Consider the following 23,086-nt stretch of genomic DNA (forward strand, 5'->3'; position numbering starts at 1 on the left):
AACATTCGCGGAGAATCACCCCATGACGACCGCACGCGACCGCCGCCCAGAACCCCGGCCCGCCCCCGCCCCCCTCTCTGCCGAGCAGATCGCCTCCGCCGTCCGCTCGCGCACTCTCCGCGCCGTCGACGTCGTCGCGGCGGCCCTCGAACGGATCCGGCGCACCGATCCCGTGCTGTGCGCCTTCCTCGAGGTGTGGGGCGAGGAGGCACTCGAACGCGCCGGCGAGGTGGACGTGCGAGTCGGCGCGGGTGAGCGGCTGCCGTTGGCCGGTGTGCCGATCGGCGTCAAGGGGCGGCACGGGCTGCGCACCGCCGGCCCGCTGCTGGCGGCGGGGTGCGTGGCGGTGGGGGCGACGTCCGTTCCGGGGCCGGGAACTCCCTGGCAGACCTGGGGGCTTGGCCGTTACGGCCGTACCGTCAACCCGTGGCGGTACGACTGTACGCCGGGCGGCTCCTCCGCCGGTTCCGCGGCGGCTGTGGCGGCGGGGCTGGTACCGCTCGCGACCGGGAGCGACGGGGCCGGGTCGGTACGGATCCCTGCGGCGTGGTGCGGGATCGTCGGACTCAAGGTGACCAACGGGCGGCTGCCGTCGGCCGACCGTACCGGGCTCATGGCGCCGGGGGTGCTGGCCCGGTGCGTGGCGGATGTGGCGGCGTACTGGGGTGTGATGTCGCGGGCGCACGGGGGGACAGTGCGGGCGGAGGGGTCGGACGACAACGACGCACCGCCCACCGAGTTCGCCACGCCGACGGCCGTATGGTCTCCCGACCTCGGCTTCGACTCCCCCGACCCGGCCATCGTCGCCGTCGCCCACTCCGCAGCCGTACGACTCGCCGAAGCCGGCGCGCTACGGCTCACACACCCAAACCCACCCCTCCACCTCGATGACCCGGCCCCCGCATGGCTCGCGCTCCGCACGCCCGGCGCCGACCTCGCCCCCGCCCACCGCATCCGGGCGGCGAACGAAAGCCGCCTCGACAGCCTCCTCGCCGACGCACAGCTACTCGTGACCCCGACCGCCCCCACCTCACCACACGGCCACGAAGGCCCCGGCGACCGCTACTCCACGGCGCTGACCTGGGCGTTCAACCTGAGCGGGCATCCAGCGATCAGCATTCCCGCGGGATTCGACGCTGACGGCTGCCCGGTCGGGCTCCAGCTCGTGGCGGCGCGTGGAGCGGAATCGCTGCTGCTCGGAGTGGCTGGGGTGGCCGAGAGGCATATCGGACCCTGGACAAGTGCATGCGTGCACATATAATGCGCGGAGAGATTAATGCATGAGCGATAGATGCACGCGCGAGTAATATTCGTATGCCGACCATCTGCGGCACCAGTTGTGGCCGACCGTTTGGGGGACCCATGACCCGCCGCTTCCTGTTCGTCCTCGGCAGCAGCCGCCCTGACGGCAACACCGAACTTCTGGCCCGTAGGGCCGCCGAGCAGTTGCCCGAGGGGGTCGAGCAGCAGTGGATCGACCTGGCCGCGCATCCGCTGCCGGACTTCGAGGACCTGCGACACGACAGCGACCATGTGCGCCCGACCGAGGGGAACGTGGCGCTGCTGCTCGACGCGACGCTCTCCGCGACGGACGTCGTGATCGCCTCCCCGCTGTACTGGTACTCGGTGTCCGCGCACGTCAAGCGCTACCTCGACTACTGGGCGGGGTGGCTGCGCACTCCCGGCCTCGACTTCAAGGCGACCTTGTCGGGGCGCACCCTGTGGGGTGTCAGCGCGCTCGCGCACGAGGAGCAGGAGGTCGCCGACCCGCTGGTCGGCACGCTCAGCAACTCCGCCGCGTACATGGGGATGCGCTTCGGCGGAGTACTGCTCGGCAACGGCAGCAAGCCGGGCGACGTATTGAACGACACCGAGGCACTCTCGCGCGCGAAGACGTTCTTCGCCCAGGAGGCACCGCTCGCTCGCTTCCCGTACGAGACGGAGTGACTCCTACGCGGTGATGTCCTACGCCGCGATGTCGTGCTACGCGGTGACGTCCTTCGCCGTGATCCGCGCCCACGCCGCCGAACCGAACACCGCCGCGTACAGGGCCTGGATGCCGAGGTTCTTGACCAGTTCGTCCCAGTACACGGGTTCGCGCATGAGGTCGGCGAAGGACAGCCAGTAGTGGGAGAAGAAGTACGGCTGTATCGCGTGGAGTTGGGGTATCTGGTCGAGGATCTGGACCGTGATCAGCAGGCCGACCGTCGTCGCCATCGCGGCGATGCCGCTGTTGGTCAGCGTCGACACGAACAGGCCGAGCGCCGCCACGCCTATGAGTGACGCGGCGACGACCAGGGCGATCAACAGGGCTCTGCCCAGCCCTTCGGCGAAACTGATCCGGGTACCGGAGATGGTCGTCAGGTCGCCGAGTGGGAAGAGCAGTGCCCCGACCGTGAGCGCCGAGATCGCGACCACGAGTGTGGCCACCAGGCAGAAGGCCATCGTGGTCGCGTACTTGGTGAGCAGCAGGCGGGTGCGGCCGGCGGGGGCGACCAGGAGGTAGCGGAGGGTGCCCGCGTTCGCCTCGCCCGCTATCGCGTCACCCGCGATGACGCCGATTGCCATCGGCAGGAAGAACGGGAGCGTCGCGGCCAGGGCGGTGAAGACCAGGAACAGGCCGTTGTTGGTGATCTGGGAGATGAACGCCGGGCCGCCACCGCCACCGCCCTGCGGGCCACCGCCTCCCGCCGACGAACCGTCGCCGGTCTCGATCTTCACGGCGATGCCGACCAGGATCGGCACGGCGGCCAGGACACCGAGCAGCGCGAGCGTGCGCCAGCGGCGGAAGGTGGTGATCAGTTCGCTGCGGAGGAGGCCGAATGTCCACAAGGGACTGACCTTTCGGGCGCCGGCGATCTCGCCACCCCGCTGGATGACCTCAGCCCGCGACATCGAACCCCTCCCCCGTGAGCGCCACGAACGCGTCCTCCAGTGAGGCCCGTTCCACGCCGAAACCGCGGACCCTGACCCCGGCGGTGACCAACGCCGCGTTGAGATCGGCGAGATCACGATCGGGAGGTTCGGCGGTCACCCGGTCCTCGGTGATGACGACGTCTCCGGCGCCCTGCTCCTTCAGTACCCGGGCCGCGTCCGAGGTGTCGGGCGTGGTCACGACCAGCCGGCCGCGTGCCCCGGCCGCCAGCTCCGCCACCGCGCCCTGGGTGATCAGCCGCCCCTGGGCCATCACCGCCGCGTGGGTGCACACCTGCTCGATCTCGTCGAGGAGATGGGAGGAGAGGAAGACGGTCGTGCCGTCGGACGCCAACTCCCGGACCAGCGAACGGATCTCGCGCATGCCCTGCGGGTCGAGGCCGTTGGTCGGCTCGTCCAGGACGAGGAGCCTGCGCGGCTGGAGCAGCGCGGCCGCGAGTCCCAGCCGCTGCTTCATGCCGAGCGAGTACGCCTTCGCCTTCTTGCCGGCGGCGGCCGTCAGGCCAACCCGGTCCAGCGCGGCCGCGACGCGGTGGCGCCGGGTACGCGGATCGGCGGTCGGGTCGGCGGCGTCGTAGCGGAGGAGATTGTCGCGGCCGGAGAGGAAGCCGTACAGGGCGGGCCCCTCGATGAGCGCGCCGACGTGCGGCAGTACGGCGCGCGCGGCCCGGGGCATGGGCTGCCGGAGCACGCGCGCGGTACCGGAGGTGGGCTCGATCAGGCCCATCAGCATGCGGATGGTGGTGGTCTTGCCCGAGCCGTTTGGCCCGAGGAAGCCGAAGACGCTGCCCGCCGGGACGGTCAGATCGAGACCGTCCACGGCGAGCTGTCCGCCGCGGTAGCGCTTGGTGAGCGCGCGGGTGGCGATCACCGTGCCGACGTCGTCGACCGGGTCGACCTGATCGAGCCGGTCGACCTGGTCCGCGTGATCGACCTCGTCGGTGTCCGCGGCGGACAGCTCCTCCATAGGCTCCTCAGGCTCCTCGGCTAATGGTGCTGGTACGGCGGTCGGGGCCGGTTCACTTGGCCGACTCGGCCGCCTTCACGAGCGCGTCCTTGTCGACCGCGCCCACATAGACCTTGCCGTCGTCCGTGATCAGGGCGTTGATCAGGCGGGTCTTGAAGACCGTGCCCGAGCCGAACTTGCCGGTGACCTTGTCGCCCAGCGAGTCGAGGAAGCCGCCCATGTCGCCGCCGACCTCGGCGCCGGAGGGGACGCCCTCGCCGCCGGTGTCGAAGACGGCCACGGAGTTCCAGCCCTCGCCGATGACCTCGGGGCCGCCCTCGGGCGCCTTGCCCTGCTCGCCCTCGCCCTTCGGACCGCCGAACTCCTTCTCGAACTCCTTGCGCAGCTCGTCCTCGGACTTCGCGCCGCCGTGCTCCGGGGCCGCGCCGTCCAGCTCACCCTCCTCGGTGACCTTCGCACCCTTGGGCGGGGTGAAGTCGAAGGTGGAGGCGGCCGGCTTGGCGAAGCTGACCTGGGTGAAGCCCGCGTCGATCACGGCCGCGCCGCCACTTGACGGGGTCAGCGTGAACTTCAGCGGCATGCCGGTCTTGGCGTCCACGGCGACGGTGATCGCGCCGACCGTGGTCCCGGACTGCTTCGGCTTGATGAGCAGCCGGTACGCGTCCCGACCCGCGACCTGCGCGGTGCCGTCGACGGTGACGGACGTGGTGTCGTCGACCGCCTTGAGGGCTTCCTCGGTGAGCTCCTTGGGAGTGGCCGGTACCTCTTCGGTCCTGCCCTTGCCCTTCTCGCCCTGGGATTCCTCGGCGGTGCCGTGGAACACCTCGTTCGACGCGCTGTCGTAGCCCCAGATGTCCTTGCCGTTGTGGATGAGGCTGTACTCGGCGGCGTCCTCCAGCAGGGAGAGCTTCTGCCGGTCCGGGCCGTCGGCGGCGACGCGCAGCGTGTGCGTGCCGGACGCGAGCTCGGTGAGCTTGGCCGAGGGGTCGGCGGAGGACCCGTCACCCGATCCCGAGCCCATGGCGCCGGAGGTGAGGCTCGACTCCAGGCCACCGAGGTCGGGCAGGCCCAGATCGGTGGTGATCTTGAAGGTGCCGGACAGCTGCTGCACGTCCGACTGGGCGATCTTCTCGATGAGTTGCTGCGCGGTGATCTCCGGCAGGTCCGGGTCGCCGGAGTCGGCGATCGCCGGGACGAGCCCGATGGTCGCCGCCGCGACTCCCACGACCGTGACCGGGACGACATACCGCGCGGCCTTGCGCCGTCGCGCCGCGCGCAGGTCCTCGCCCTCCCCGGCGGTCGTACTGTCGTCGGATGCGTACGGTGCCATGTGTGCCTTACCTCCGTCGTCGGCGGCGGCCATCCGTCTCGTTTCCTCGCCCGCGAGTCTCTCGACCCCGCACTCGTCCACCCCTGAGCCGCCATTCTCACCCGAATCGGTGAGGAGTGGTGATTTCCGTGGTTTCCATCTGACCAAATCCGCCACGGAGATTCGTCAACCTTCGGAGCCAACTCGGCGTACACCTGGGGTATGACACACGGAGGCGGCGCCTCCCCCGACCCGTAGGGGTTGGGGGGAAGACGCCGCCGTTCGCCGCCGCGCTGTCAGCCGTTGATGAACACGTAGTCGGCCTGGTACGGCACGCCGACGATGTCGCCGGGCGTGCAGGAGCCGGCCGGTGCCACGCCGCCGACGGTGTTCAGCCGCAGGATCTCGGCGGTGCCGGCGAGGAGGCCGTGGTGCTTGCCGGACTGAGTGGCCTTCAGGTCGAGCTCGGGGATGTTCTTGGCGCCGTTCGGGGTCCTGGAGATGACGGACCCGGTCACCGCGCTGCCGTCCCGCGCTATCCACTGCGGTGTACCGGAGTTGGGCGCGACGAAGGAGTGGGCGATACGACCGCCCAGTACGGCGCTGACGTCCCGCTGGGCGAAGGCGTACCCGCCGCCGTCGACGGGCTTGCACTCGTAGATCTGCTTGCCCTTGATGACGGATGCCTGGAAGTTGTCGAGCGCGTCGCGGAAGTCGAACTCGGCGACGGTGACCTTGTGGAGCTGACCCCGTACGGCGCCGCCCGGGAACTCGGCCGTGTGGAGGTTGGCGTAGAACGAACTCGGGTCGGACTTGAGGGCGTTGAGGAGAGCGGCGTCCTTCACCGTGACGGCTCCCGTGACGCTGCGCCCCTCGCCCTTGCCGAGAAGGCCGCCGAAGTCGACCTTGATGCCGCCGTTGGTGCCCTTGGCGCCCTGGTGGATGTGGAGGGCGGTCGGCTTGCCGGTGCCGCGCCAGGTGACGGCGACGGACACCTTGTCGCCCTTGACCTTCACGAACTGCAGGGCGGCACCGTCCTTGTCCCCGACGGCGGGCCCACCCGGGACGGGCACCTCGTTGGCCCCACGAAGACCGGCGGCGAGGACGGTTCCCCCGGGGCCGCCACCGGCGATCCCGCTCTGACTGACGATCCCCTGCGCGTCGCCTCCGGCGTGGCCCGCGTGGTCAGCGCGGTCACCTCCGGCGGCGAAGGCGGGAATCACCGCGGCGGCCACACCACCGACGGCGGCCACCGCGACAGCGGTGACGATCAGGCTCTTACGGCGCTTCGAGAACGTCGCGTTCATGCCCATGATGTTGTTGTCTCCCCGTATTGACGCTGACGCCCCCTGCGTCAGCTTCTGGGCATTCATACGGAGGCGATCTTAGTTTGGACTCAGTCCAGCTTTGTGACGTGCGTCACGCACTCTCAACCGGTCCGGCGGATGAGGACGAGGCCCGTTCAGGGTCGACGGGGGTCCAGGGGGCAGAGCCCCCTGGCGGGGCAGAAAGGGCGGGGCCCCTTCAGGATGGGACGGGTAGGGGCGGCGGGAGCGAACGGGGGGCGAACCCCTACCCGGCCCGATGCACAACGGCGTCGCACAACTCCATCAACGCGGCCTTGGCATCAATGTCCGGCAACGGCGCCAACGCAGCCCGCGCATCCTCCGCATACCGAACCGTGTCCCGCCGAGCCTGCTCCAACGCCGGATGCACCCGCAGCGCGGCCAACGCCTCCGCATGCCGCGCATCGTCACTCAGATCGGAGTCCAGCAACTCGCACAGCGCGACATCCTCCGCCAGCCCCAACCGCTCGGCCCGCTCCCGCAACCGCAGCACGGGCAGCGTGGGAATCCCCTCCCGGAGATCCGTCCCCGGCGTCTTCCCGGACTCGTGCGAGTCACTCGCGATGTCCAGCACGTCATCCGCCAGCTGGAAGGCGACCCCCAGCCGCTCCCCGTACTGGGTCAGCACATCGACCACCGTCTCGTCGGCGCCCGACATCATCGCCCCGAACCGGCACGACACCGCCACCAGCGACCCGGTCTTCCCGCCGAGCACATCCAGGTAGTGCTCGACAGGGTCCCGCCCGTCCTGCGGCCCGGCCGTCTCCAGGATCTGTCCGGTGACCAGCCGCTCGAACGCCTCGGCCTGCACCCGCACCGCCTCGGGCCCCAGGTCGGCGAGGATGTGCGAAGCCCGCGCGAACAGAAAGTCCCCGGTCAGTACGGCGACCGAGTTCCCCCAGCGGGTGTTCGCGCTCTCGACGCCACGCCGTACGGCCGCCTCGTCCATCACGTCGTCGTGGTACAGCGTCGCCAGATGGGTCAGCTCCACCACCACCGCCGACGGCACGACACCCGGCGCATACGGGTCCCCGAACCGGGCAGCGAGCATCACAAGCAGCGGCCGGAACCGCTTTCCACCCGCTCGCACCAGATGCTGGGCGGCCTCGGTGATGAAGGGGACCTCACTCTTGGTGGCTTCGAGCAATCCCTCCTCGACAGCCGCCAATCCGGCCTGGACATCGGCTTCCAGAGCCTGGTCCCGCACGCTCAGCCCGAACGGCCCGACGACGGTCACGAGGGGTCTCCTGTCTGCTGGTGTCTTCTGGCGGTTACACGGTTTGTCGATAGGTCGCTGCCATCACTCAAGTCAGCGTATCCGGTCACGTTTCGATCACCGATGCCGCCCACCCGTCCACCACGGGCGGTATCGGATCACGACCGGTATGTTTTTGATCACCTGATACGGCCGGATATCTATCGACCTATAGGGAAGCAGCGGCCGGAGTCCCGAACCGAAGTGGACTTCGAGCCCGGCAGCGGGCCCCCGCCAGGCATGTCTGCCGGAACCGCCGTCTCCGTCTCCGCCGCCTCCATCCCCGCCGCCTACGGCACCCTCGTCTACCTGGTCTCCGTCGCCGGCGGCCACTACGCCATGGCGGTGCCGACGGCCCTCATGACCTGGGTCGGCCTCGGCCTGATCAGCGCGGGCACGGGACTGCTCAAGCCCAGCGCCGCCACCGTGGTCGGCAAGCTCTACCGCACCGACGACGAACGCCGGGACGCCGACTTCGCGCTCTTCTCCATGGCGATCAACATCGGCGCCTTCGCCGGCCCGCTGGTCACCGGCTGGCTCGGCGACCACAAGGGCAGGCACCGGGGCTTCTCGGCGGCCGCGATCGGCATGACGTTCGGCCTGGCCCAGTACGTCGTCGGCCGCCGGCACCTGGCCGGACGGAAGCACGCCGCCGAGTTCGCGCTCGCGCCTGACGCCATGCGCCGGGCGATCCATCTGATCGCCTCGGGCCTGGTCACCGCCACCGCGCTCGCCGTCCTCCTCGTCGCCGCCGGCCGGCTCACCATGGGCCGCTTCGTCGACCTGCTCACCCTCGTCTCGGTGATCGCCCCGGTCGCCTACTTCGCGGTCATGTTCGCCGGCCCCGGTGTGGCCCCGGAGGAGCGCGGCCGGCTGCGCCCGTACATCGTCCTCTTCCTTGCCTCGACGGCCTTCAACTCCGTCCTCTTCCAGGCGTACTCGACCATGATGCTGCCGGCCTCGACGAACGCCGAGAAGACGATCCTCGGCTTCGACTTCCCGGCGAGCTGGTACGCCTGCGCAGTCGGCGCCTTCGAGGTCGCCCTCGCCCCCGTCGTCGCCGCCCTGTGGGTCCGCATGGGGCACAGCCGGCCGCACGCGTCCGACAAGATCGCGATCGGGGCCGTCCTCAGCGGACTCTCCTTCCTGCTGATGGCGCTGCCGACCGCCGGGCACTCCACCGACGACGACCTCATGTCCGTCTGGTGGATCGTGGGTTCGCACCTGCTGCTCGGCCTCGGCGACATCCTTCTGGAGACCTCCGGCACGTCGGCCACGACGAACCAGACGGTGAAGCTCTACGACGACGTCTCCAAGCCCGCCTGCTTCGGCATCAACGGCGCGATCGCGGTATCCGCGGGGCCGGCCGTGATGGCCGCGGCACCCTGGCTGCGCCGCACGATGCACCCGGTGCACTGACACGACGGGGGACCCGCTCATGCACATCCGTACGTCCTTCCCCTTCGAGGCGACTCACGAGGGCCTCCGGCTCCCGCTCCCGGACGGGGCCCTGCTGTACGCGCGCGTGTGGCGCCCGCTGACCGACGAGCCCGTACCGGCGCTCCTGGAATACCTGCCGTACCGCCTGGAACTGGCCGACGGGGTCGAGGCAGGGCCAGGCCCGCATCGGCACCACGCGTCGTCAACTGGCTGGCGGTGCAGCCCTGGTGTGACGGCAGGGTCGGCATGTTCGGCATCTCCTGGGGCGGCTTCAACTCCCTCCAGATCGCGGCTCTCGCGCCCGAGCCGCTCAAGGCGATCGTCACGGTCCGCTCCACGGACGATCGCTATGACAACGACGTGCACTACCTGGGAGGTTCCGTCCTCGCGGTCGACATGCACGCCGGGGCGGCGACGATGCTCGCCCTCGTCTCCCGGCCGCCGGATCCGCGGTACGTCGGCGAGGCCTGGCGCGACATGTGGCTGGGGCGCCTGGAGTCCGTCGACCCGTTCATCCACACGTGGCTGAACCACCAGACCCGCGACGACTACTGGCGCCACGATGAGGGCCCCCCGCGCGCGAGCGAGATTCGAGCGTGGGGAGTCTGCGAGGACTACGGCGCGATCGACGCCGCCGTCCTGGCGGTGGGCGGCTGGCACGACCCGTACCGCGACACGGTGCTGCGTCTGGTGGAGCACCTGCCCGCCGACCGGATACGCGGCCTGATCGGCCCCGGGTCACACCAGTACCCCGACCACGGCCTGCCCCCGGGCCCCCGATCGGCTTCCTCCAGGAGACGCCCGCGCTGGTGGGACCACTGGCTCAAGGGCAAGGACACGGGCGTCATGTCCGAGCCCCTGCTGCGCGCGTACGTCAGCGACTCGCACCGCCCGGCCACGGCGTACGCCCTGCCCGGCCGCTGGGTGGGCGAGCCTGCCTGGCCCTCTCCCATGTGCGGCCGGTGACGTACGCCCTCCAGGGCGCCCCCGTCCTCGTCCAGGCAACGCCGCCGATCTGCCGCCCGACCAGCGGGAGGAGGAACTTCTGCACCTCCCACGAGGTGATCTGCCCGGAGGGCGAAGAGGTACTTTTCCGCCGGACATGGGAGAAACGGACTCCACGGACAGCCGGTTAAACGCGAGTTGGACTCATTGCCCGATTTGCCGCTCTTGTGGACGCCAGTGAGTTGAGTCACGCACAAGCGGCCTCACGCCCGACCCGGCAGACCACGTCCCTCCTTGCGCCAAACGCAAGTTGAGGATTGGCAACCGCAAAGGATCAAGCACCCCATACGCACCAGACCATGGTCAACCGCACGACAAACGACCATGGCACTTGTTCCGGGCATGTGCTCTCGCATACGTTCCCGCTCGTCGGGCGGACGCCGAATCCTGCCGCCGCCCGAGTCATCCACCCACGCACTCACACTCGCACGGCAGGAGCGGGGGACCCAGGTAAGTCGCCGCACCGGACGCCTTGATGGCGTACCGGCGCGGCTCGGGGTGAAGTCGCGCCGCCACCCGGCGGCACGGCCGGGCACCTCCCCGCCCGAACCCGACAGCTCACCTCGCAGGCGTCGGAGAGGAACAGCGCCATGCCCCGAGGCAAGCACCGCCGCCCCCGCACCAACCCGCTCACCCGCCACGTCGTGGCCGCCGGAACCGGCACCGCCGCGCTCGCCCTCCCGCTCCTGGGGGCGACCACCGCGAACGCCGCTGAGACGACCCAGGCCTCCGCCCCGGCGAAGGTCGGTTCCGTCACGTACACCACGAAGAAGGGCGACACGCTCTACGACATCGCGGACCGGTACGACGCCCAGGGCGGCTGGAAGCAGCTCTACAAGGACAACCGCAAGGCCGTCGGCGACAACCCCCGGCTGATCCACCCGGGCCTCGACCTGAAGGTCCGGGCGACGAAGAAGGCGGGCACGACCGCCGACAAGGCGTCCGCGCCCGCCAAGAAGTCCTCCGTCGCCCAGGCCACCCAGTCCTCCGTGAAGTCCTACCCGAACAACCTCGACGGCTGGATTCGCAACGCGTTGGACATCATGTCGCAAAACGGAATTCCCGGATCGTACGAGGGCATTCACCGCAACATCATGCGCGAGTCGTCCGGCAACCCGTCCGCCATCAACAACTGGGACTCCAACGCCGCCGCGGGCACCCCGTCCAAGGGCCTCCTGCAGGTCATCGACCCGACCTTCGCCACCTACCACGTGCCGGGCACGGTGTACGACCCCTTCGACCCGGTCGCGAACATCGTGGCCGCGTGCAACTACGCGGCCGCGCGGTACGGCTCCATCGACAACGTGAACGGGCCTTACTAGACAAAAGGCACCATTGGCCGCGGAAAACGTCCTACTGGACGAAGTCGGCCAAGATGCCCGCGAACAGTCTCTCGAGGACGACGGCGATGCCGTCGTCCTCGTTCGAAAGGGTGATCTCGTCCGCGACCTCCTTGAGTTCGGGGTGCGCGTTGGCCATCGCGACCCCGCGGGCGGCCCAGTCGAACATGGGGATGTCGTTGGGCATGTCCCCGAAGGCGATGGTCTCGTGCGCCCCGAGGCCGAGGTGCTCGGCGGCGAGCGCAAGACCGGTCGCCTTGGTGATGCCGCATGGCTGGAGTTCGACGGTCCCGGGCCCCGACATGGTGACGGTGGCGAGCGAGCCGACCACCGAGCGCGCCGTCGCCGCCAACTCGTCGTCGGACAGGCTGGGATGGCGCAGCAGCACCTTGCTGATCGGCTCGCACCACAGGTCGTCGCGATGCTGGACGCGTACGGCGGGCAGTGTGGGGTGGGGCATCAGATACCCGGGCTCGATGAGCGTGAGGCCGTCGACGCCGTCCTGGTCGACGGCCGCGTACACCTGCCCCACCTCGGCCTCGATCTTGCCCAGCGCGGTCTCCGCCAACTCCCGGTCCAGAGTGACGGACCACAGCAGCCGGTCCGCGCCGGCGTCGTACAACTGCGCGCCCTGCCCGCACACCGCGAGCCCCGTACTGCCCAGGTCGTCGAGGAGCGGCCGCACTCTGGGCGCCGGCCGTCCCGTCACGACGAGGTGCTGCGCACCGGCCGCCGCCACCAGCGCGAGCGCGTCGATGGACCGGTCCGACAGGGTGTCGTCGCCTCGGAGCAACGTCCCGTCCAGGTCAGTGGCGATGAGTGAATATGCGATAGGTGCGGCCATGATCAGAGAATACGGACAGGACGCCCCATCGACTCGACGTGAACCGGACGGCTGCTGTGTTCACATGTGTTGACACCTGTTCCGGTTCGGGTTTCCTCCCCGCCCCGCAACTGCCTTCCGGCCGTTGCGATTTCACCCCCATGTGGTGCCCGCGGGCTCCTTGATGGTGGTGTTGACGCGGTTGAACATGTTCATCACGCCGATGAGCAGGATGAGAGCCGACAGTTGCTTCTCGTCGAAGTGGTCGGCCACCTCGTCCCACAGGGCGTCCGGCACCGACTCGTGGGAGCGGTCCGCGAGACGGGTGACCGACTCGGTCAACTGCAGCGCGACCCGTTCGGCGTCGGTGAAGTAGGGCGCCTCCCGCCAGGCGGCAACGGCATCGATCCGCTCGTCACCCGCCCCGGCCTTGCGCAGGTTGACCGTGTGACCGTGCACACAGGCGCTGCAGCCGTTGATCTGGCTGGCGCGCAGTCCCACGATCTCCACGAGCTCCTGCGACAGGCCGCTCTCGCCGATCGCCTGGAGAAGGGTGCCGATGCCCTTCATCGCGCCGGGAAGGACGTACGCCGGGTTGGTCATCCGTGCCTGCATGGTGCGTGCCTCCTGTGTCAGTGCTTCCGTCTTCACTGCACTGACGGAGCGGAGGAAACAGATGTGACCGGCAGGCCGAAGATTTTTTGGAGGCCGCCGGAAGCCCCAGACAGGCGACTCACACGTAACGTGTGGCCCGACCACATGGCAATGGCACACGGAGCGGATGAGAGTGAGGCAGCACCCCATGCCCCCCTTCGATCTCCCCGAGGGCGACCCCTTCGGCACGCACAACCTTCCGTACGGCGTCTTCTCCCTCCCCGGCTCGGACTCCGCGCGCAGGGTCGGCGTCCGGCTCGGCGACCACGTCCTCGACGCGGGCAAGGCGGCCTACGCGCTCGGCTCGCCGTACGCCCCGCTGCTCGCCCAGGACTCCCTGAACCCGCTGCTCGCCGCCGGCCGCACCACCTGGTCGGACGTACGGCGCGCCCTGACGGCGTGGGTGACGGTGCCGGCGCACCAGGAGGCCATCGCGGACCTCCTCCATCCACTGTCCTCCGTGACCCTGCACCTCCCCTTCGAGGTCGCCGACTACGTCGACTTCTACGCCTCCGAGAACCACGCCCGGAACGTCGGCCAGATCTTCCGCCCCGACGCCGAGGACTCCCTCACCCCCAACTGGAAGCATCTGCCGATCGGTTACCACGGCCGCTCGGGCACGGTGGTGGTCTCCGGCACGGATGTCGTACGGCCCTCCGGCCAGCGCAAGGCCCCCACCGAACCGGCGCCGGTCTTCGGCCCGTCGGTCCGCCTGGACATCGAGGCCGAGGTCGGCTTCGTGGTCGGCGTCCCGTCGCAGATGGGCACGCCGGCGGCACTGGGCGACTTCCGCGAACACGTCTTCGGCCTGTGCCTGCTCAACGACTGGTCGGCGCGCGACATCCAGGCCTGGGAGTACGTGCCCCTCGGCCCGTTCCTCGGCAAGTCCTTCGCCACGTCGGTGTCGGCGTGGATCACCCCGCTGGACGCGCTGGAGGAGGCCCGGGTGGCACCGCCGGAGCGGACGCACCCCCTGCTGCCGTACCTGGACGACTCCGACCCCTCGGCGGAACCCCGCGGCTACGACCTGCGTATCTCAGTGGCCATCAACGGCCACGTCGTCTCCGAGCCTCCTTTCTCCACCATGTACTGGACGGCCGCCCAGCAACTCGCCCACATGACCGTGAACGGCGCCTCCCTGCGCACCGGCGACCTGTACGGGTCCGGCACGGTGAGCGGCCCGACGGAACGCGAGCGCGGGTCGCTGCTCGAGCTGACGTGGAACGGCCGGGATCCTCTTGAACTCCCGGACGGCAAGCGGACGTTCCTGGAGGACGGCGACGTGGTGACACTGTCCGCGTGGGCTCCGGGGCCGGGTGGGGTTCGAGTGGGGCTGGGGGAGGTCACGGGGCGGGTTGTGGCCGGCTGATCCTGACGATCCGGGCCAGGCCGACACCGAAGGCCCGGCCCGGGCTGACACCGGCAATCCGGCCCAGGCTGACACCGGATCCCGGCTCAACCAGCGGGTCCCGGCCGGTGTTTCGCGACGGTGGCGCGAGGGCGGGGCGGACAAGTGATCGGCCCCGTCCAGGGGATTCGACGGGTCTTTCCCCCTGACTCACGCGATCGTCACCGTCATACTGGCTGGCGGTGGGAAGCGAGCCGCACCCTGTCTGCGCGGCCCACCGCCCCGCACAGCCGCCCCCGCACCTTCCCTGACCAGGATCCGGAGCCCTTGGCATGACCGTCTGCCTGCTCCTGTTGAGCATCGTCGCCCTGACGGCCGCCGTACCCGTCCCGCGGGCACTGACACGGGCCACCTGGCCCGAACGAGAACCCGTGGTCGCGCTCTGGGCGTGGCAGTGCCTGGTCGCCACCGTCCTGCTGTGCTGCCTGACGGCCTTGGCCCTGGGCACCGCCGCCGTCTTCGGGACGGTGCGCGCCCAGCTCTTCGCCCCGGCGCCGCCGTCGGTGACCGAGGCGTACGACCTCTCGGCCGCGCCCGCCTGGGCGGCCGCGCTCAGCGTGCTGCTGGCCTGCGGTGCCGCCTGGACGACCGCGATGCTGGCCCGCGAGCTCGTCGAGGCGCGCCGACGACGTGGCCAGGCCAGGGCCCACCTGAGGGAACGCGCCCCCGACCTCCCGGCCGGCCTGGGTTCGGCGCGAGGCCCGCTCCTGGTGCTGGAGGACGAGTACCCCGACGCCTGGTGGATGCCCGGCAGCCCGCCCCAGCTGATCGTCACCACGGGCGCCCTGCACCGCCTGACCGACCACCAGCTCGACGCCGTCCTCACCCACGAGCGTGGCCACGCCCAAGCCCGCCACGACTGGCTGCTGCACCTCTCCACCGCGCTTGCCACCGGCTTCCCCCGTATCCCGTTGTTCGCCCACTTCTGCGACCAGACCCACCGCCTGGTCGAACTGGCCGCCGACGACGCCGCGTCCCGTCGCTGCGGTCACCTCACGACGGCACTGGCCCTGATCGAGCTCAACCAGCACCGGGGCGTTCTCTCCTGCTCCTCCAGCAATCGCCTCCTGGGCGAACGCGTCAACCGCCTCCTCCAGCCCCCACCCCGCCTGGGCCGCCGACACCGCGCCCTCACCACGACACTGGCGGCGCTGGTACCGCTGCTCCCCCTCCTGATCACGTTCGCGCCAGGCCTCACAGCACTCGGCTGACGCCGAATCCGGCAGGAGTGCGGGCGCCGCCGGTCATGTCGGAGGCCGCCAAGGAACCGGGCCCAGTCCAAACCTCCGTCCCCCTCCCGACCGCTAAGCCCAGTCCTCCGGCTCCGCATCCACCTCAGGCCAGTCGTCCGCCCCAAGATCCACCCCGGTATGCGCCTCGGTGGGCGCCTCCGCTCCAGGTTCCCCACGTACCGACCGCAACACCTCGAGCACCCCGTCGCCATACGTCGCCAGCTTCTTCTCCCCCACGCCGCTGACACCCCCAAGCTCGCGCACGGACGCCGGCCACACCGTGACGATCTCCCGCAAGGTCGCGTCATGGAAGATCACGTACGCAGGAACCCCCTGTTCCCGAGCCTGCTCGGCGCGCCAGGCCCGCAACGCCTCGAAGGCCGGCACCAGCTCCTCCGGCAACTCGGCCACCGCGGCCTTCGCCTTGCGCTCCCCCCGCCCGGAGCCCGCGGAACCCGACCCCGACGCCGACCGCGAGGTCGTCGGCTTCTTCGGCTCCTTCCGCAGCGGCACCTCCCGCTCCCTCCGCAGCACGGCCCCGCTGGTCTCCGTCAGCACGAGCGTCCCGTACTCCCCCTCGACCGCGAGCAGCCCCTGCGCCAGCAACTGCCGGATGACGCCGCGCCATTCGCCCTCGGTCAGCTCCTCGCCGATACCGAACACGGACAGCTGGTCGTGGTCGAACTGGATCACCTTGCCCGTGCGCTTGCCCAGCAGGATGTCGACGATCTGCACGGCACCGAACTTCTGTCCTCGCTCCCGCTGCAGCCGCACCACCGTCGACAGGCCCTTCTGCGCCGCGACTGTGCCGTCCCAGGTCTCGGGCGGAGTGAGGCAGGTGTCGCAGTTGCGGCAGCCCACCGGATCGGGGTCCTGGCCGAAGTAGGCGAGCAACTGACCGCGCCGGCACTGGGCGGTCTCGCACAGCGCCAGCATCGCGTCCAGGTGCGCGGCGGCCCGGCGCCGGAACGCCTCGTCGCCCTCGCCCGACTGGATCAGCTTGCGCTGCTGTATGACGTCGTTGAGGCCGTAGGCCATCCAGGCCGTGGAGGGGAGTCCGTCCCGTCCGGCGCGGCCCGTCTCCTGGTAGTAGCCCTCGACCGACTTGGGCAGGTCGAGGTGGGCGACGAAGCGGACGTCCGGCTTGTCGATGCCCATTCCGAAGGCGATGGTCGCCACCACGACCAGGCCCTCCTCCCGCAGGAACCGGGACTGGTGCGCCGCGCGCGTGCCCGCGTCCAGGCCCGCGTGGTAGGGCACCGCCTCGATGCCGTTGCGGGTCAGGAACTCGGCCGTCGCCTCCACCGACTTGCGCGAGAGGCAGTAGACGATGCCCGCGTCGCCTTCGTGCTCCTGGCGCAGGAAGCTCAGCAGTTGCTTCTTCGGGTCGGCCTTCGGCACGATCCGGTACTGGATGTTGGGCCGGTCGAAGCTCGCCACGAAGTGCCGGGCCGTCGGCATGTTCAGCCGCTCGGTGATCTCCTGGTGCGTGGCATGTGTGGCCGTCGCCGTGAGCGCGATCCGCGGGACGTCCGGCCAGCGCTCGCCGAGCAGTGACAGGGCCAGGTAGTCGGGACGGAAGTCGTGGCCCCACTGCGACACGCAGTGCGCCTCGTCGATCGCGAACACCGCGATCTTGCCGCGCGACAGCAGGTCCAGCGTCGAGTCGAGCCGCAGCCGCTCCGGGGCCAGGTAGAGCAGGTCCAGCTCACCCGCCAGAAACTCGGCCTCCACCACCCGCCGCTCGTCGAAGTCCTGCGTGGAATTGACGAACCCGGCGCGCACACCGAGCGCCCGCAGCGCGTCCACCTGGTCCTGCATCAGCGCGATGAGCGGCGAGACGACGATGCCGGTACCCGGTCTGACCAGGGACGGGATCTGGTAGCACAGCGACTTCCCGCCGCCGGTCGGCATGAGCACGACGGCATCCCCGCCGCCCGTCACATGCTCGATGACCGCTTCCTGCTCACCCCGGAAGGCCTCGTACCCGAAGACCCGGTGCAGCGCGGCCAGCGCCTCGCTGTCGGCCGCGCCTGCCGCCTCGGTCACCCTTGGCATCTCCCTGATCCCACCCGTCGCGCCCATCGCCGTGTCCCCCGTACGTCGTACCTCGACCACTGCCTCCACGATAGGGGTCGCCACGGACACCGCCGGAGTTATCCACAGGCTGCCCCCACACACAGACACCGGAGCGTCCCGCCCCCTCCCACCCCGCTACAACGGCGGCGGCCCCGCCTTCCCTGGGGGGGGGGCGGGGCGGCGCCGCTTTTGGGGGGGGGGGGGGGGGGGGGGGCTCCGGGGGTTTGTTGTGCCCTCCGGCTTCGGCTCGCTGAAGAACATCAGGACGATGACGCGGATGTAGAAGAACGCCGCGATCGCGGACGAGACCACACCGACCACGACCAGCGGGCCCGCCCCGCCCTCCGCCGCCGCCTTGAACACGGCGAACTTCCCGGCGAAGCCGGAGGTCAGCGGGATGCCGGCGAAGGCCAGCAGGAACACCGCGAACACCGCCGCGACCAGTGGTGAACGGCGGCCGAGACCGGCCCACTTGGACAGGTGCGTCGCCTCGCCGCCCGCGTCGCGCACCAGCGTCACCACCGCGAACGCGCCGATCGTCACGAACGAGTACGCGCCCAGGTAGAAGAGGACGGACGACACACCGGACGGCGTGGCCGCGATGACACCCGCGAGGATGAAGCCGGCGTGCGCGATCGACGAGTACGCCAGCAGCCGCTTGATGTCGGTCTGTGTGATCGCGACGATCGCGCCGCCCAGCATGGTGACGATCGCCACGCCCCACATGACCGGCCGCCAGTCCCAGCGCAGCCCGGGCAGCACGACGTACAGAATGCGCAGCAGCGCACCGAACGCGGCCACCTTCGTCGCCGCCGCCATGAACCCGGTCACCGGCGTCGGCGCGCCCTGGTACACATCCGGCGTCCACATGTGGAACGGCACCGCGCCCACCTTGAACAGCAGGCCCATGACGATCATCGCGGCGCCGATGAGCAGCAGCGCGTCGTTGCCCATCGTGTCCGCGAGGGCCGGGTTCACGTCCGGGACCGTGCCGTCGACGACCTGCGCGATCGTCGCGTACGACACGGAGCCCGCGTAGCCGTACAGCAGCGCGATGCCGAACAGGGTGAACGCGGACGCGAAGGCTCCCAGCAGGAAGTACTTGACCGCGGCCTCCTGCGACATGAGCCGCTTGCGGCGGGCCAGGGCGCACATCAGGTACAGCGGGAGGGAGAAGACTTCCAGGGCGATGAACAGCGTCAGCAAGTCGTTGGCCGCCGGGAAGATCAGCATTCCGGCGACCGCGAACAGCAGCAGCGGGAAGACCTCGGTCGTGGTGAACCCGGCCTTCACCGCGGCCTTTTCTCCGTCGCTGCCCGGCACGGACGCCGCCTGTGCGGCGAAGGAGTCGACGCGGTTTCCGTGCGCCGCCGGGTCGAGCCGCCGCTCGGCGAAGGTGAACAGGCCCACCAGGCCCGCCAGCAGGATCGTGCCCTGCAGGAAGAGCGCCGGTCCGTCGACGGCGATCGCTCCCATCGCCGCGATGCCCGACTTGGTCGTCGCGTATCCGCCGGCCGCCAGCGCCACGACCGCGGCGAAGGCCGCGACGAGCGCCACGACGGAGACGAACAGCTGGGCGTAGTAACGGGCCTTGCGCGGAACGACCGCCTCGATCAGCACCCCGACGACTGCCGCACCGACGACGATCAGGGTGGGCGACAGTTGTCCGTACTCGATCTTCGGCGCGCCGATCTTCGAGATCGGGTCGGCCGCGGTTGTCCACAGGCTGTGGACGGCTGATGCGCTCACTTGGCCGCCTCCACCTCGGGCTGGGGGTCCTTCTTCTGTACGTCGGACATGGTCTGCTTGACCGCCGGGTTGACGATGTCCGTGACGGGCTTCGGGTAGACGCCCAGGAAGATCAGCAGTGCGACCAGCGGGGCGACGACCACGAGTTCGCGCACCCTGAGGTCGGGCATCGCGGAGACTTCCGGCTTCACCGGGCCCGTCATCGTCCGCTGGTAGAGGACGAGGGTGTAGAGCGCGGCGAGCACGATGCCGAACGTGGCGATGATGCCGATCACCGGATAGCGGGTGAAGGTGCCGACCAGGACCAGGAATTCACTCACGAACGGTGCGAGTCCTGGCAGGGACAGGGTCGCCAGACCGCCGATCAGGAAGGTGCCGGCGAGCACCGGGGCGACCTTCTGCACGCCGCCGTAGTCGGCGATGAGCCGCGAACCGCGCCGGGAGATCAGGAAGCCGGCCACCAGCATCAACGCGGCCGTCGAGATCCCGTGGTTGACCATGTACAGCGTCGCGCCGGACTGGCCCTGGCTGGTCATCGCGAAGATGCCCATGATGATGAAGCCGAAGTGCGAGATCGACGCGTACGCGATCAGGCGCTTCATGTCCCGCTGGCCGACGGCGAGCAGCGCTCCGTAGACGATGCTGATCAACGCCAGGACGAGGATGGCGGGCGTCGCCCACTTGCTGGCCTCCGGGAAGAGCTGGAGGCAGAAGCGGAGCATCGCGAAGGTGCCCACCTTGTCGACGACCGCGGTGATGAGGACGGCGACCGGTGCGGTGGCCTCCTGCATCGCGTTGGGCAGCCAGGTGTGCAGCGGCCACAGCGGCGCCTTCACCGCGAAGGCGAAGAAGAAGCCCAGGAACAGCCAGCGCTCTGTGTTGGTCGCCATGTCCAGCTCGCCGCTGGCACGGGCCTCCGCGATCTCCGTGAGCGAGAAGTTCCCGGCGACCACATAGAGGCCGATCACCGCGGCCAGCATGATCAGACCGCCGACCAGGTTGTAGAGCAGGAACTTCACGGCCGCATACGACCGTTGCGTCGACGCCACCTTCTCGCCGTGCTCGTGGGCACGGTCCCCGAAGCCGCCGATGAGGAAGTACATCGGGATGAGCATGGCTTCGAAGAAGATGTAGAAGAGGAAGACGTCGGTGGCCTCGAAGGAGATGATCACCATCGCCTCGACGGCCAGGATCAGGGCGAAGAAGCCCTGCGTCGGCCGCCAGCGCGTGCTGCCGGTCTCCAGCGGGTCGGCGTCGTGCCAGCCCGCGAGGACGATGAACGGGATCAGCAGCGCCGTCAGCGCGATCAGCGCCACCGCGATGCCGTCCACGCCGAGCTCATAGCGGACCCCGAAGTCCGCGATCCAGGCGTGGGATTCGGTCAGCTGGTAGCGGTCGCCGTCCGGGTCGAAGCGGACCAGGAGGGTGATCGCGAGGGCGAGTGTGCCGAGCGAGAAGAGCAGCGCCAGCCATTTGGCGACGGTGCGCTGCGCGGCCGGTACGGCGGCCGTGGCGATCGCCCCGATCGCCGGGAGCACCGCCGTGGCTGTCAGCAGAGGAAAGGACATCGGTATCAGACCGCCCTCATCAGCAGGGTCGCGGCGATGAGGATCGCCGCACCGCCGAACATCGAGACCGCGTACGACCGCGCGAAGCCGTTCTGCAGCCTGCGCATCCGTCCGGACAGGCCGCCCATCGAGGCCGCCGTACCGTTGACGACGCCGTCGACCAGGGTGTGGTCGACATACACCAGGGAGCGCGTGAGGTGCTCGCCGCCGCGGACGAGGACGACATGGTTGAAGTCGTCCTGGAGCAGATCGCGCCGGGCAGCCCGGGTGAGCAGCGATCCGCGCGGGGCGACGACCGGGACCGGTCGGCGGCCGTACTGCGCGTAGGCGATGGCGACGCCGATGACCATGCACGCGACGGTCGCGCCGGTGACCGCTCCCGCACTGATGGGAGGGTGACCGTGGGCATGCCCGGTGATGGGCTCCAGCCAGTGGATGAAGCGGTCGCCGATGCTGAAGAACGCACCGCCGGCCACCGACCCTACGGCCAGCACGATCATGGGAATCGTCATGACCCTGGGCGACTCGTGCGGGTGCGGCTGCGCGTGCTCGCCGCGCGTCTCGGCGGCGGGCTCCACGCTGGGCTCGGCCGGGGACGGGGTCGGGGCGTGGCGCCAGCGTTCCTCGCCGAAGAACGTCATCAGCATCACGCGCGTCATGTAGAACGCCGTGATGGCCGCGCCCAGCAGCGCGCAGCCGCCGAGGATCCAGCCCTCGGTGCCGCCCTTGGCGAACGCCGCCTCGATGATCTTGTCCTTGGAGAAGAAGCCGGACAGGCCCGGGAAGCCGATGATCGCGAGGTAGCCGAGGCCGAAGGTGACGAAGGTGACCGGCATGTACTTGCGCAGGCCGCCGTACTTGCGCATGTCGACCTCGTCGTTCATGCCGTGCATGACCGAACCGGCGCCGAGGAACAGCCCGGCCTTGAAGAAGCCGTGCGTGACCAGGTGCATGATCGCGAAGACGTAGCCGATGGGGCCGAGGCCCGCGGCGAGGATCATGTAGCCGATCTGCGACATGGTCGAGCCGGCCAGCGCCTTCTTGATGTCGTCCTTCGCGCAACCGACGATCGCACCGAAGAGGAGTGTGACGGCTCCGACGATGGTGACCAGCAGCTGGGCGTCGGGCGCCGCGTTGAAGATGACCCCGGAGCGGACGATCAGGTAGACGCCCGCGGTCACCATCGTCGCGGCGTGGATCAGGGCCGAGACCGGGGTCGGGCCCTCCATCGCGTCCCCGAGCCAGGACTGCAGCGGCACCTGGGCGGACTTGCCGCACGCGGCGAGCAGCAGCATCAGGCCGATGGCGGTCAGCTTGCCCTCGTTCGCGTCACCGACCAGGCCGGGCTCCCCCTGGGTGCCGAGCAGCGGCCCGAAGGCGAAGGTGCCGAACCACAGGAACATCAGCATGATCGCGATCGACAGGCCCATGTCGCCGACGCGGTTGACCAGGAAGGCCTTCTTGGCTGCCGTGGCGGCGCTGGGCTTGTGCTGCCAGAAGCCGATGAGGAGGTAGGACGCGAGACCGACGCCCTCCCAGCCGACGTACAGCAGAAGGTAATTGTCGGCGAGGACGAGCAGCAGCATCGCCGCGAGGAACAGGTTCAGATAGCCGAAGAAGCGGCGGCGCCGCTCGTCGTGCTCCATGTACCCGACCGAGTACAGGTGGATCAGCGAGCCGACGCCGGTGATCAGCAGCACGAACGTCATCGACAGCTGGTCGAGCCGGAAGGCGATGTCCGCCTGGAAGCCCTCGACGGGGACCCAGCTGAACAGGTGCTGGGTGAGGGTGCGGTGTTCGGCGTCCTTGCCCAGCAGGTCGGCGAAGAGGATCACACCGAACACGAAGGAGAGGAACGACAAAAGCGTGCCGATCCACTGGCCCACGGCGTCGAGACGCCGGCCGCCGCACAGCAGTAGGGCCGCTCCGAGCAAGGGCGCCGCGATCAGCAGCGCAATCAGGTTCTCCACGATTCTT

The 23,086-nt window shown here is 69.8% G+C and carries 16 protein-coding genes and 2 pseudogenes; 7 read left to right on the forward strand and 11 right to left on the reverse strand.

The genetic code is table 11. The features are described from left to right. The first annotated feature begins 22 nt into the window (after window positions 1-22). Complete coding sequence (locus IF78_RS0122655; protein ID WP_051828087.1) at window positions 23-1,261, forward strand: amidase; 1,239 nt, start codon at window positions 23-25, stop codon at window positions 1,259-1,261. A 101-nt stretch (window positions 1,262-1,362) separates the two neighbouring features. After that, entirely contained in the window at window positions 1,363-1,947 is a 585-nt protein-coding gene (locus tag IF78_RS0122660) for a flavodoxin family protein (RefSeq protein WP_031477963.1), read from the forward strand. A 36-nt stretch (window positions 1,948-1,983) separates the two neighbouring features. Here the strand turns inward: IF78_RS0122660 and IF78_RS0122665 are convergent, their stop codons facing one another. The 5 genes from IF78_RS0122665 to IF78_RS0122685 all read right to left on the reverse strand — a co-directional run bounded on the left by IF78_RS0122665 (window position 1,984) and on the right by IF78_RS0122685 (window position 7,793). Beyond that, window positions 1,984-2,895: an ABC transporter permease gene (locus tag IF78_RS0122665; protein ID WP_031477965.1), complete on the reverse strand. Its 912-nt coding sequence runs from the start codon at window positions 2,893-2,895 to the stop codon at window positions 1,984-1,986. Then, window positions 2,882-3,901 (reverse strand): ABC transporter ATP-binding protein, encoded by a 1,020-nt coding sequence (locus IF78_RS0122670; protein ID WP_031477967.1) that lies wholly within the window; start codon window positions 3,899-3,901, stop codon window positions 2,882-2,884. The genes IF78_RS0122665 and IF78_RS0122670 overlap by 14 nt, the downstream gene beginning before the upstream one ends. Window positions 3,902-3,953: 52 nt before the next feature. Beyond that, window positions 3,954-5,231: a LolA family protein gene (locus IF78_RS0122675; protein WP_031477968.1), complete on the reverse strand. Its 1,278-nt coding sequence runs from the start codon at window positions 5,229-5,231 to the stop codon at window positions 3,954-3,956. Window positions 5,232-5,506: 275 nt separating this feature from the next. After that, window positions 5,507-6,517, reverse strand: coding sequence for a CHRD domain-containing protein (locus IF78_RS0122680; RefSeq protein WP_234439745.1), 1,011 nt, complete (start codon window positions 6,515-6,517; stop codon window positions 5,507-5,509). Window positions 6,518-6,782: 265 nt separating this feature from the next. Further along, window positions 6,783-7,793 carry a polyprenyl synthetase family protein gene (locus IF78_RS0122685; protein WP_031477971.1) on the reverse strand — a complete coding sequence of 337 codons (1,011 nt, stop codon included), beginning with the start codon at window positions 7,791-7,793 and terminating at the stop codon, window positions 6,783-6,785. Window positions 7,794-8,078: 285 nt separating this feature from the next. Between IF78_RS0122685 and IF78_RS0122690 the strand changes: the two are divergent. From IF78_RS0122690 to IF78_RS0122700, 3 genes and pseudogenes are all read left to right on the forward strand, one after another. After that, a pseudogene (locus IF78_RS0122690) lies at window positions 8,079-9,230 on the forward strand (peptide MFS transporter); the annotation flags it as partial. A 19-nt stretch (window positions 9,231-9,249) separates the two neighbouring features. Next, a pseudogene (locus tag IF78_RS46355) lies at window positions 9,250-10,293 on the forward strand (CocE/NonD family hydrolase); the annotation flags it as partial. A gap of 553 nt (window positions 10,294-10,846) precedes the next feature. Continuing rightward, entirely contained in the window at window positions 10,847-11,578 is a 732-nt protein-coding gene (locus IF78_RS0122700) for a LysM peptidoglycan-binding domain-containing protein (RefSeq protein ID WP_031477973.1), read from the forward strand. 31 nt (window positions 11,579-11,609) lie between these two features. On the opposite strand, the gene IF78_RS0122705 is transcribed toward IF78_RS0122700, so the two are convergent. Together IF78_RS0122705 and IF78_RS0122710 are read right to left on the reverse strand one after the other, a co-directional pair. Beyond that, on the reverse strand, window positions 11,610-12,440 hold the full coding sequence (locus tag IF78_RS0122705; protein ID WP_031477974.1) for a Cof-type HAD-IIB family hydrolase: 831 nt from the start codon (window positions 12,438-12,440) through the stop codon (window positions 11,610-11,612). A gap of 132 nt (window positions 12,441-12,572) precedes the next feature. Next, window positions 12,573-13,034 (reverse strand): carboxymuconolactone decarboxylase family protein, encoded by a 462-nt coding sequence (locus IF78_RS0122710; protein WP_031477976.1) that lies wholly within the window; start codon window positions 13,032-13,034, stop codon window positions 12,573-12,575. Between the two features lie 187 nt (window positions 13,035-13,221). On the opposite strand from IF78_RS0122710, the gene fahA reads away from it, so the two are divergent. Beyond that, window positions 13,222-14,442, forward strand: coding sequence for a fumarylacetoacetase (gene fahA, locus IF78_RS0122715; RefSeq protein ID WP_031477978.1), 1,221 nt, complete (start codon window positions 13,222-13,224; stop codon window positions 14,440-14,442). Window positions 14,443-14,753: 311 nt separating this feature from the next. Beyond that, window positions 14,754-15,692 (forward strand): M56 family metallopeptidase, encoded by a 939-nt coding sequence (locus tag IF78_RS0122720; protein ID WP_031477980.1) that lies wholly within the window; start codon window positions 14,754-14,756, stop codon window positions 15,690-15,692. A gap of 93 nt (window positions 15,693-15,785) precedes the next feature. On the opposite strand, the gene recQ is transcribed toward IF78_RS0122720, so the two are convergent. The 4 genes from recQ to nuoL all read right to left on the reverse strand — a co-directional run bounded on the left by recQ (window position 15,786) and on the right by nuoL (window position 23,079). Beyond that, the gene (gene recQ / locus IF78_RS0122725) at window positions 15,786-17,798 is read right to left on the reverse strand and encodes a DNA helicase RecQ (protein WP_031477981.1); all 2,013 of its coding nucleotides are present in this window, start codon (window positions 17,796-17,798) and stop codon (window positions 15,786-15,788) included. Window positions 17,799-17,927: 129 nt separating this feature from the next. Beyond that, entirely contained in the window at window positions 17,928-19,541 is a 1,614-nt protein-coding gene (gene nuoN, locus IF78_RS0122730; protein ID WP_342342076.1) for an NADH-quinone oxidoreductase subunit NuoN, read from the reverse strand. Beyond that, window positions 19,538-21,109 carry an NADH-quinone oxidoreductase subunit M gene (locus IF78_RS0122735; RefSeq protein ID WP_031477984.1) on the reverse strand — a complete coding sequence of 524 codons (1,572 nt, stop codon included), beginning with the start codon at window positions 21,107-21,109 and terminating at the stop codon, window positions 19,538-19,540. Before IF78_RS0122735 ends, nuoN begins: the two co-directional genes overlap by 4 nt. A 5-nt stretch (window positions 21,110-21,114) precedes the next feature. Further along, window positions 21,115-23,079: an NADH-quinone oxidoreductase subunit L gene (nuoL, locus tag IF78_RS0122740; protein ID WP_031477986.1), complete on the reverse strand. Its 1,965-nt coding sequence runs from the start codon at window positions 23,077-23,079 to the stop codon at window positions 21,115-21,117. Between the last annotated feature and the right edge of the window lie 7 nt (window positions 23,080-23,086).

The organism is Streptomyces bicolor, assembly GCF_000719285.1.
GTDB lineage: Bacteria > Actinomycetota > Actinomycetes > Streptomycetales > Streptomycetaceae > Streptomyces > Streptomyces bicolor.

Coding starts and splice junctions, on each gene's coding strand:
- IF78_RS0122655 (WP_051828087.1), top strand. CDS start 23: ATGACGACCGCACGCGACCGCCGCCCAGAACCCCGGCCCGCCCCCGCC.
- IF78_RS0122660 (WP_031477963.1), top strand. CDS start 1,363: ATGACCCGCCGCTTCCTGTTCGTCCTCGGCAGCAGCCGCCCTGACGGC.
- IF78_RS0122665 (WP_031477965.1), bottom strand. CDS start 2,895: ATGTCGCGGGCTGAGGTCATCCAGCGGGGTGGCGAGATCGCCGGCGCC.
- IF78_RS0122670 (WP_031477967.1), bottom strand. CDS start 3,901: ATGGAGGAGCTGTCCGCCGCGGACACCGACGAGGTCGATCACGCGGAC.
- IF78_RS0122675 (WP_031477968.1), bottom strand. CDS start 5,231: ATGGCACCGTACGCATCCGACGACAGTACGACCGCCGGGGAGGGCGAG.
- IF78_RS0122680 (WP_234439745.1), bottom strand. CDS start 6,517: ATGAACGCGACGTTCTCGAAGCGCCGTAAGAGCCTGATCGTCACCGCT.
- IF78_RS0122700 (WP_031477973.1), top strand. CDS start 10,847: ATGCCCCGAGGCAAGCACCGCCGCCCCCGCACCAACCCGCTCACCCGC.
- IF78_RS0122705 (WP_031477974.1), bottom strand. CDS start 12,440: ATGGCCGCACCTATCGCATATTCACTCATCGCCACTGACCTGGACGGG.
- IF78_RS0122710 (WP_031477976.1), bottom strand. CDS start 13,034: ATGCAGGCACGGATGACCAACCCGGCGTACGTCCTTCCCGGCGCGATG.
- fahA (WP_031477978.1), top strand. CDS start 13,222: ATGCCCCCCTTCGATCTCCCCGAGGGCGACCCCTTCGGCACGCACAAC.
- IF78_RS0122720 (WP_031477980.1), top strand. CDS start 14,754: ATGACCGTCTGCCTGCTCCTGTTGAGCATCGTCGCCCTGACGGCCGCC.
- recQ (WP_031477981.1), bottom strand. CDS start 17,798: ATGGGCGCGACGGGTGGGATCAGGGAGATGCCAAGGGTGACCGAGGCG.
- IF78_RS0122735 (WP_031477984.1), bottom strand. CDS start 21,109: ATGTCCTTTCCTCTGCTGACAGCCACGGCGGTGCTCCCGGCGATCGGG.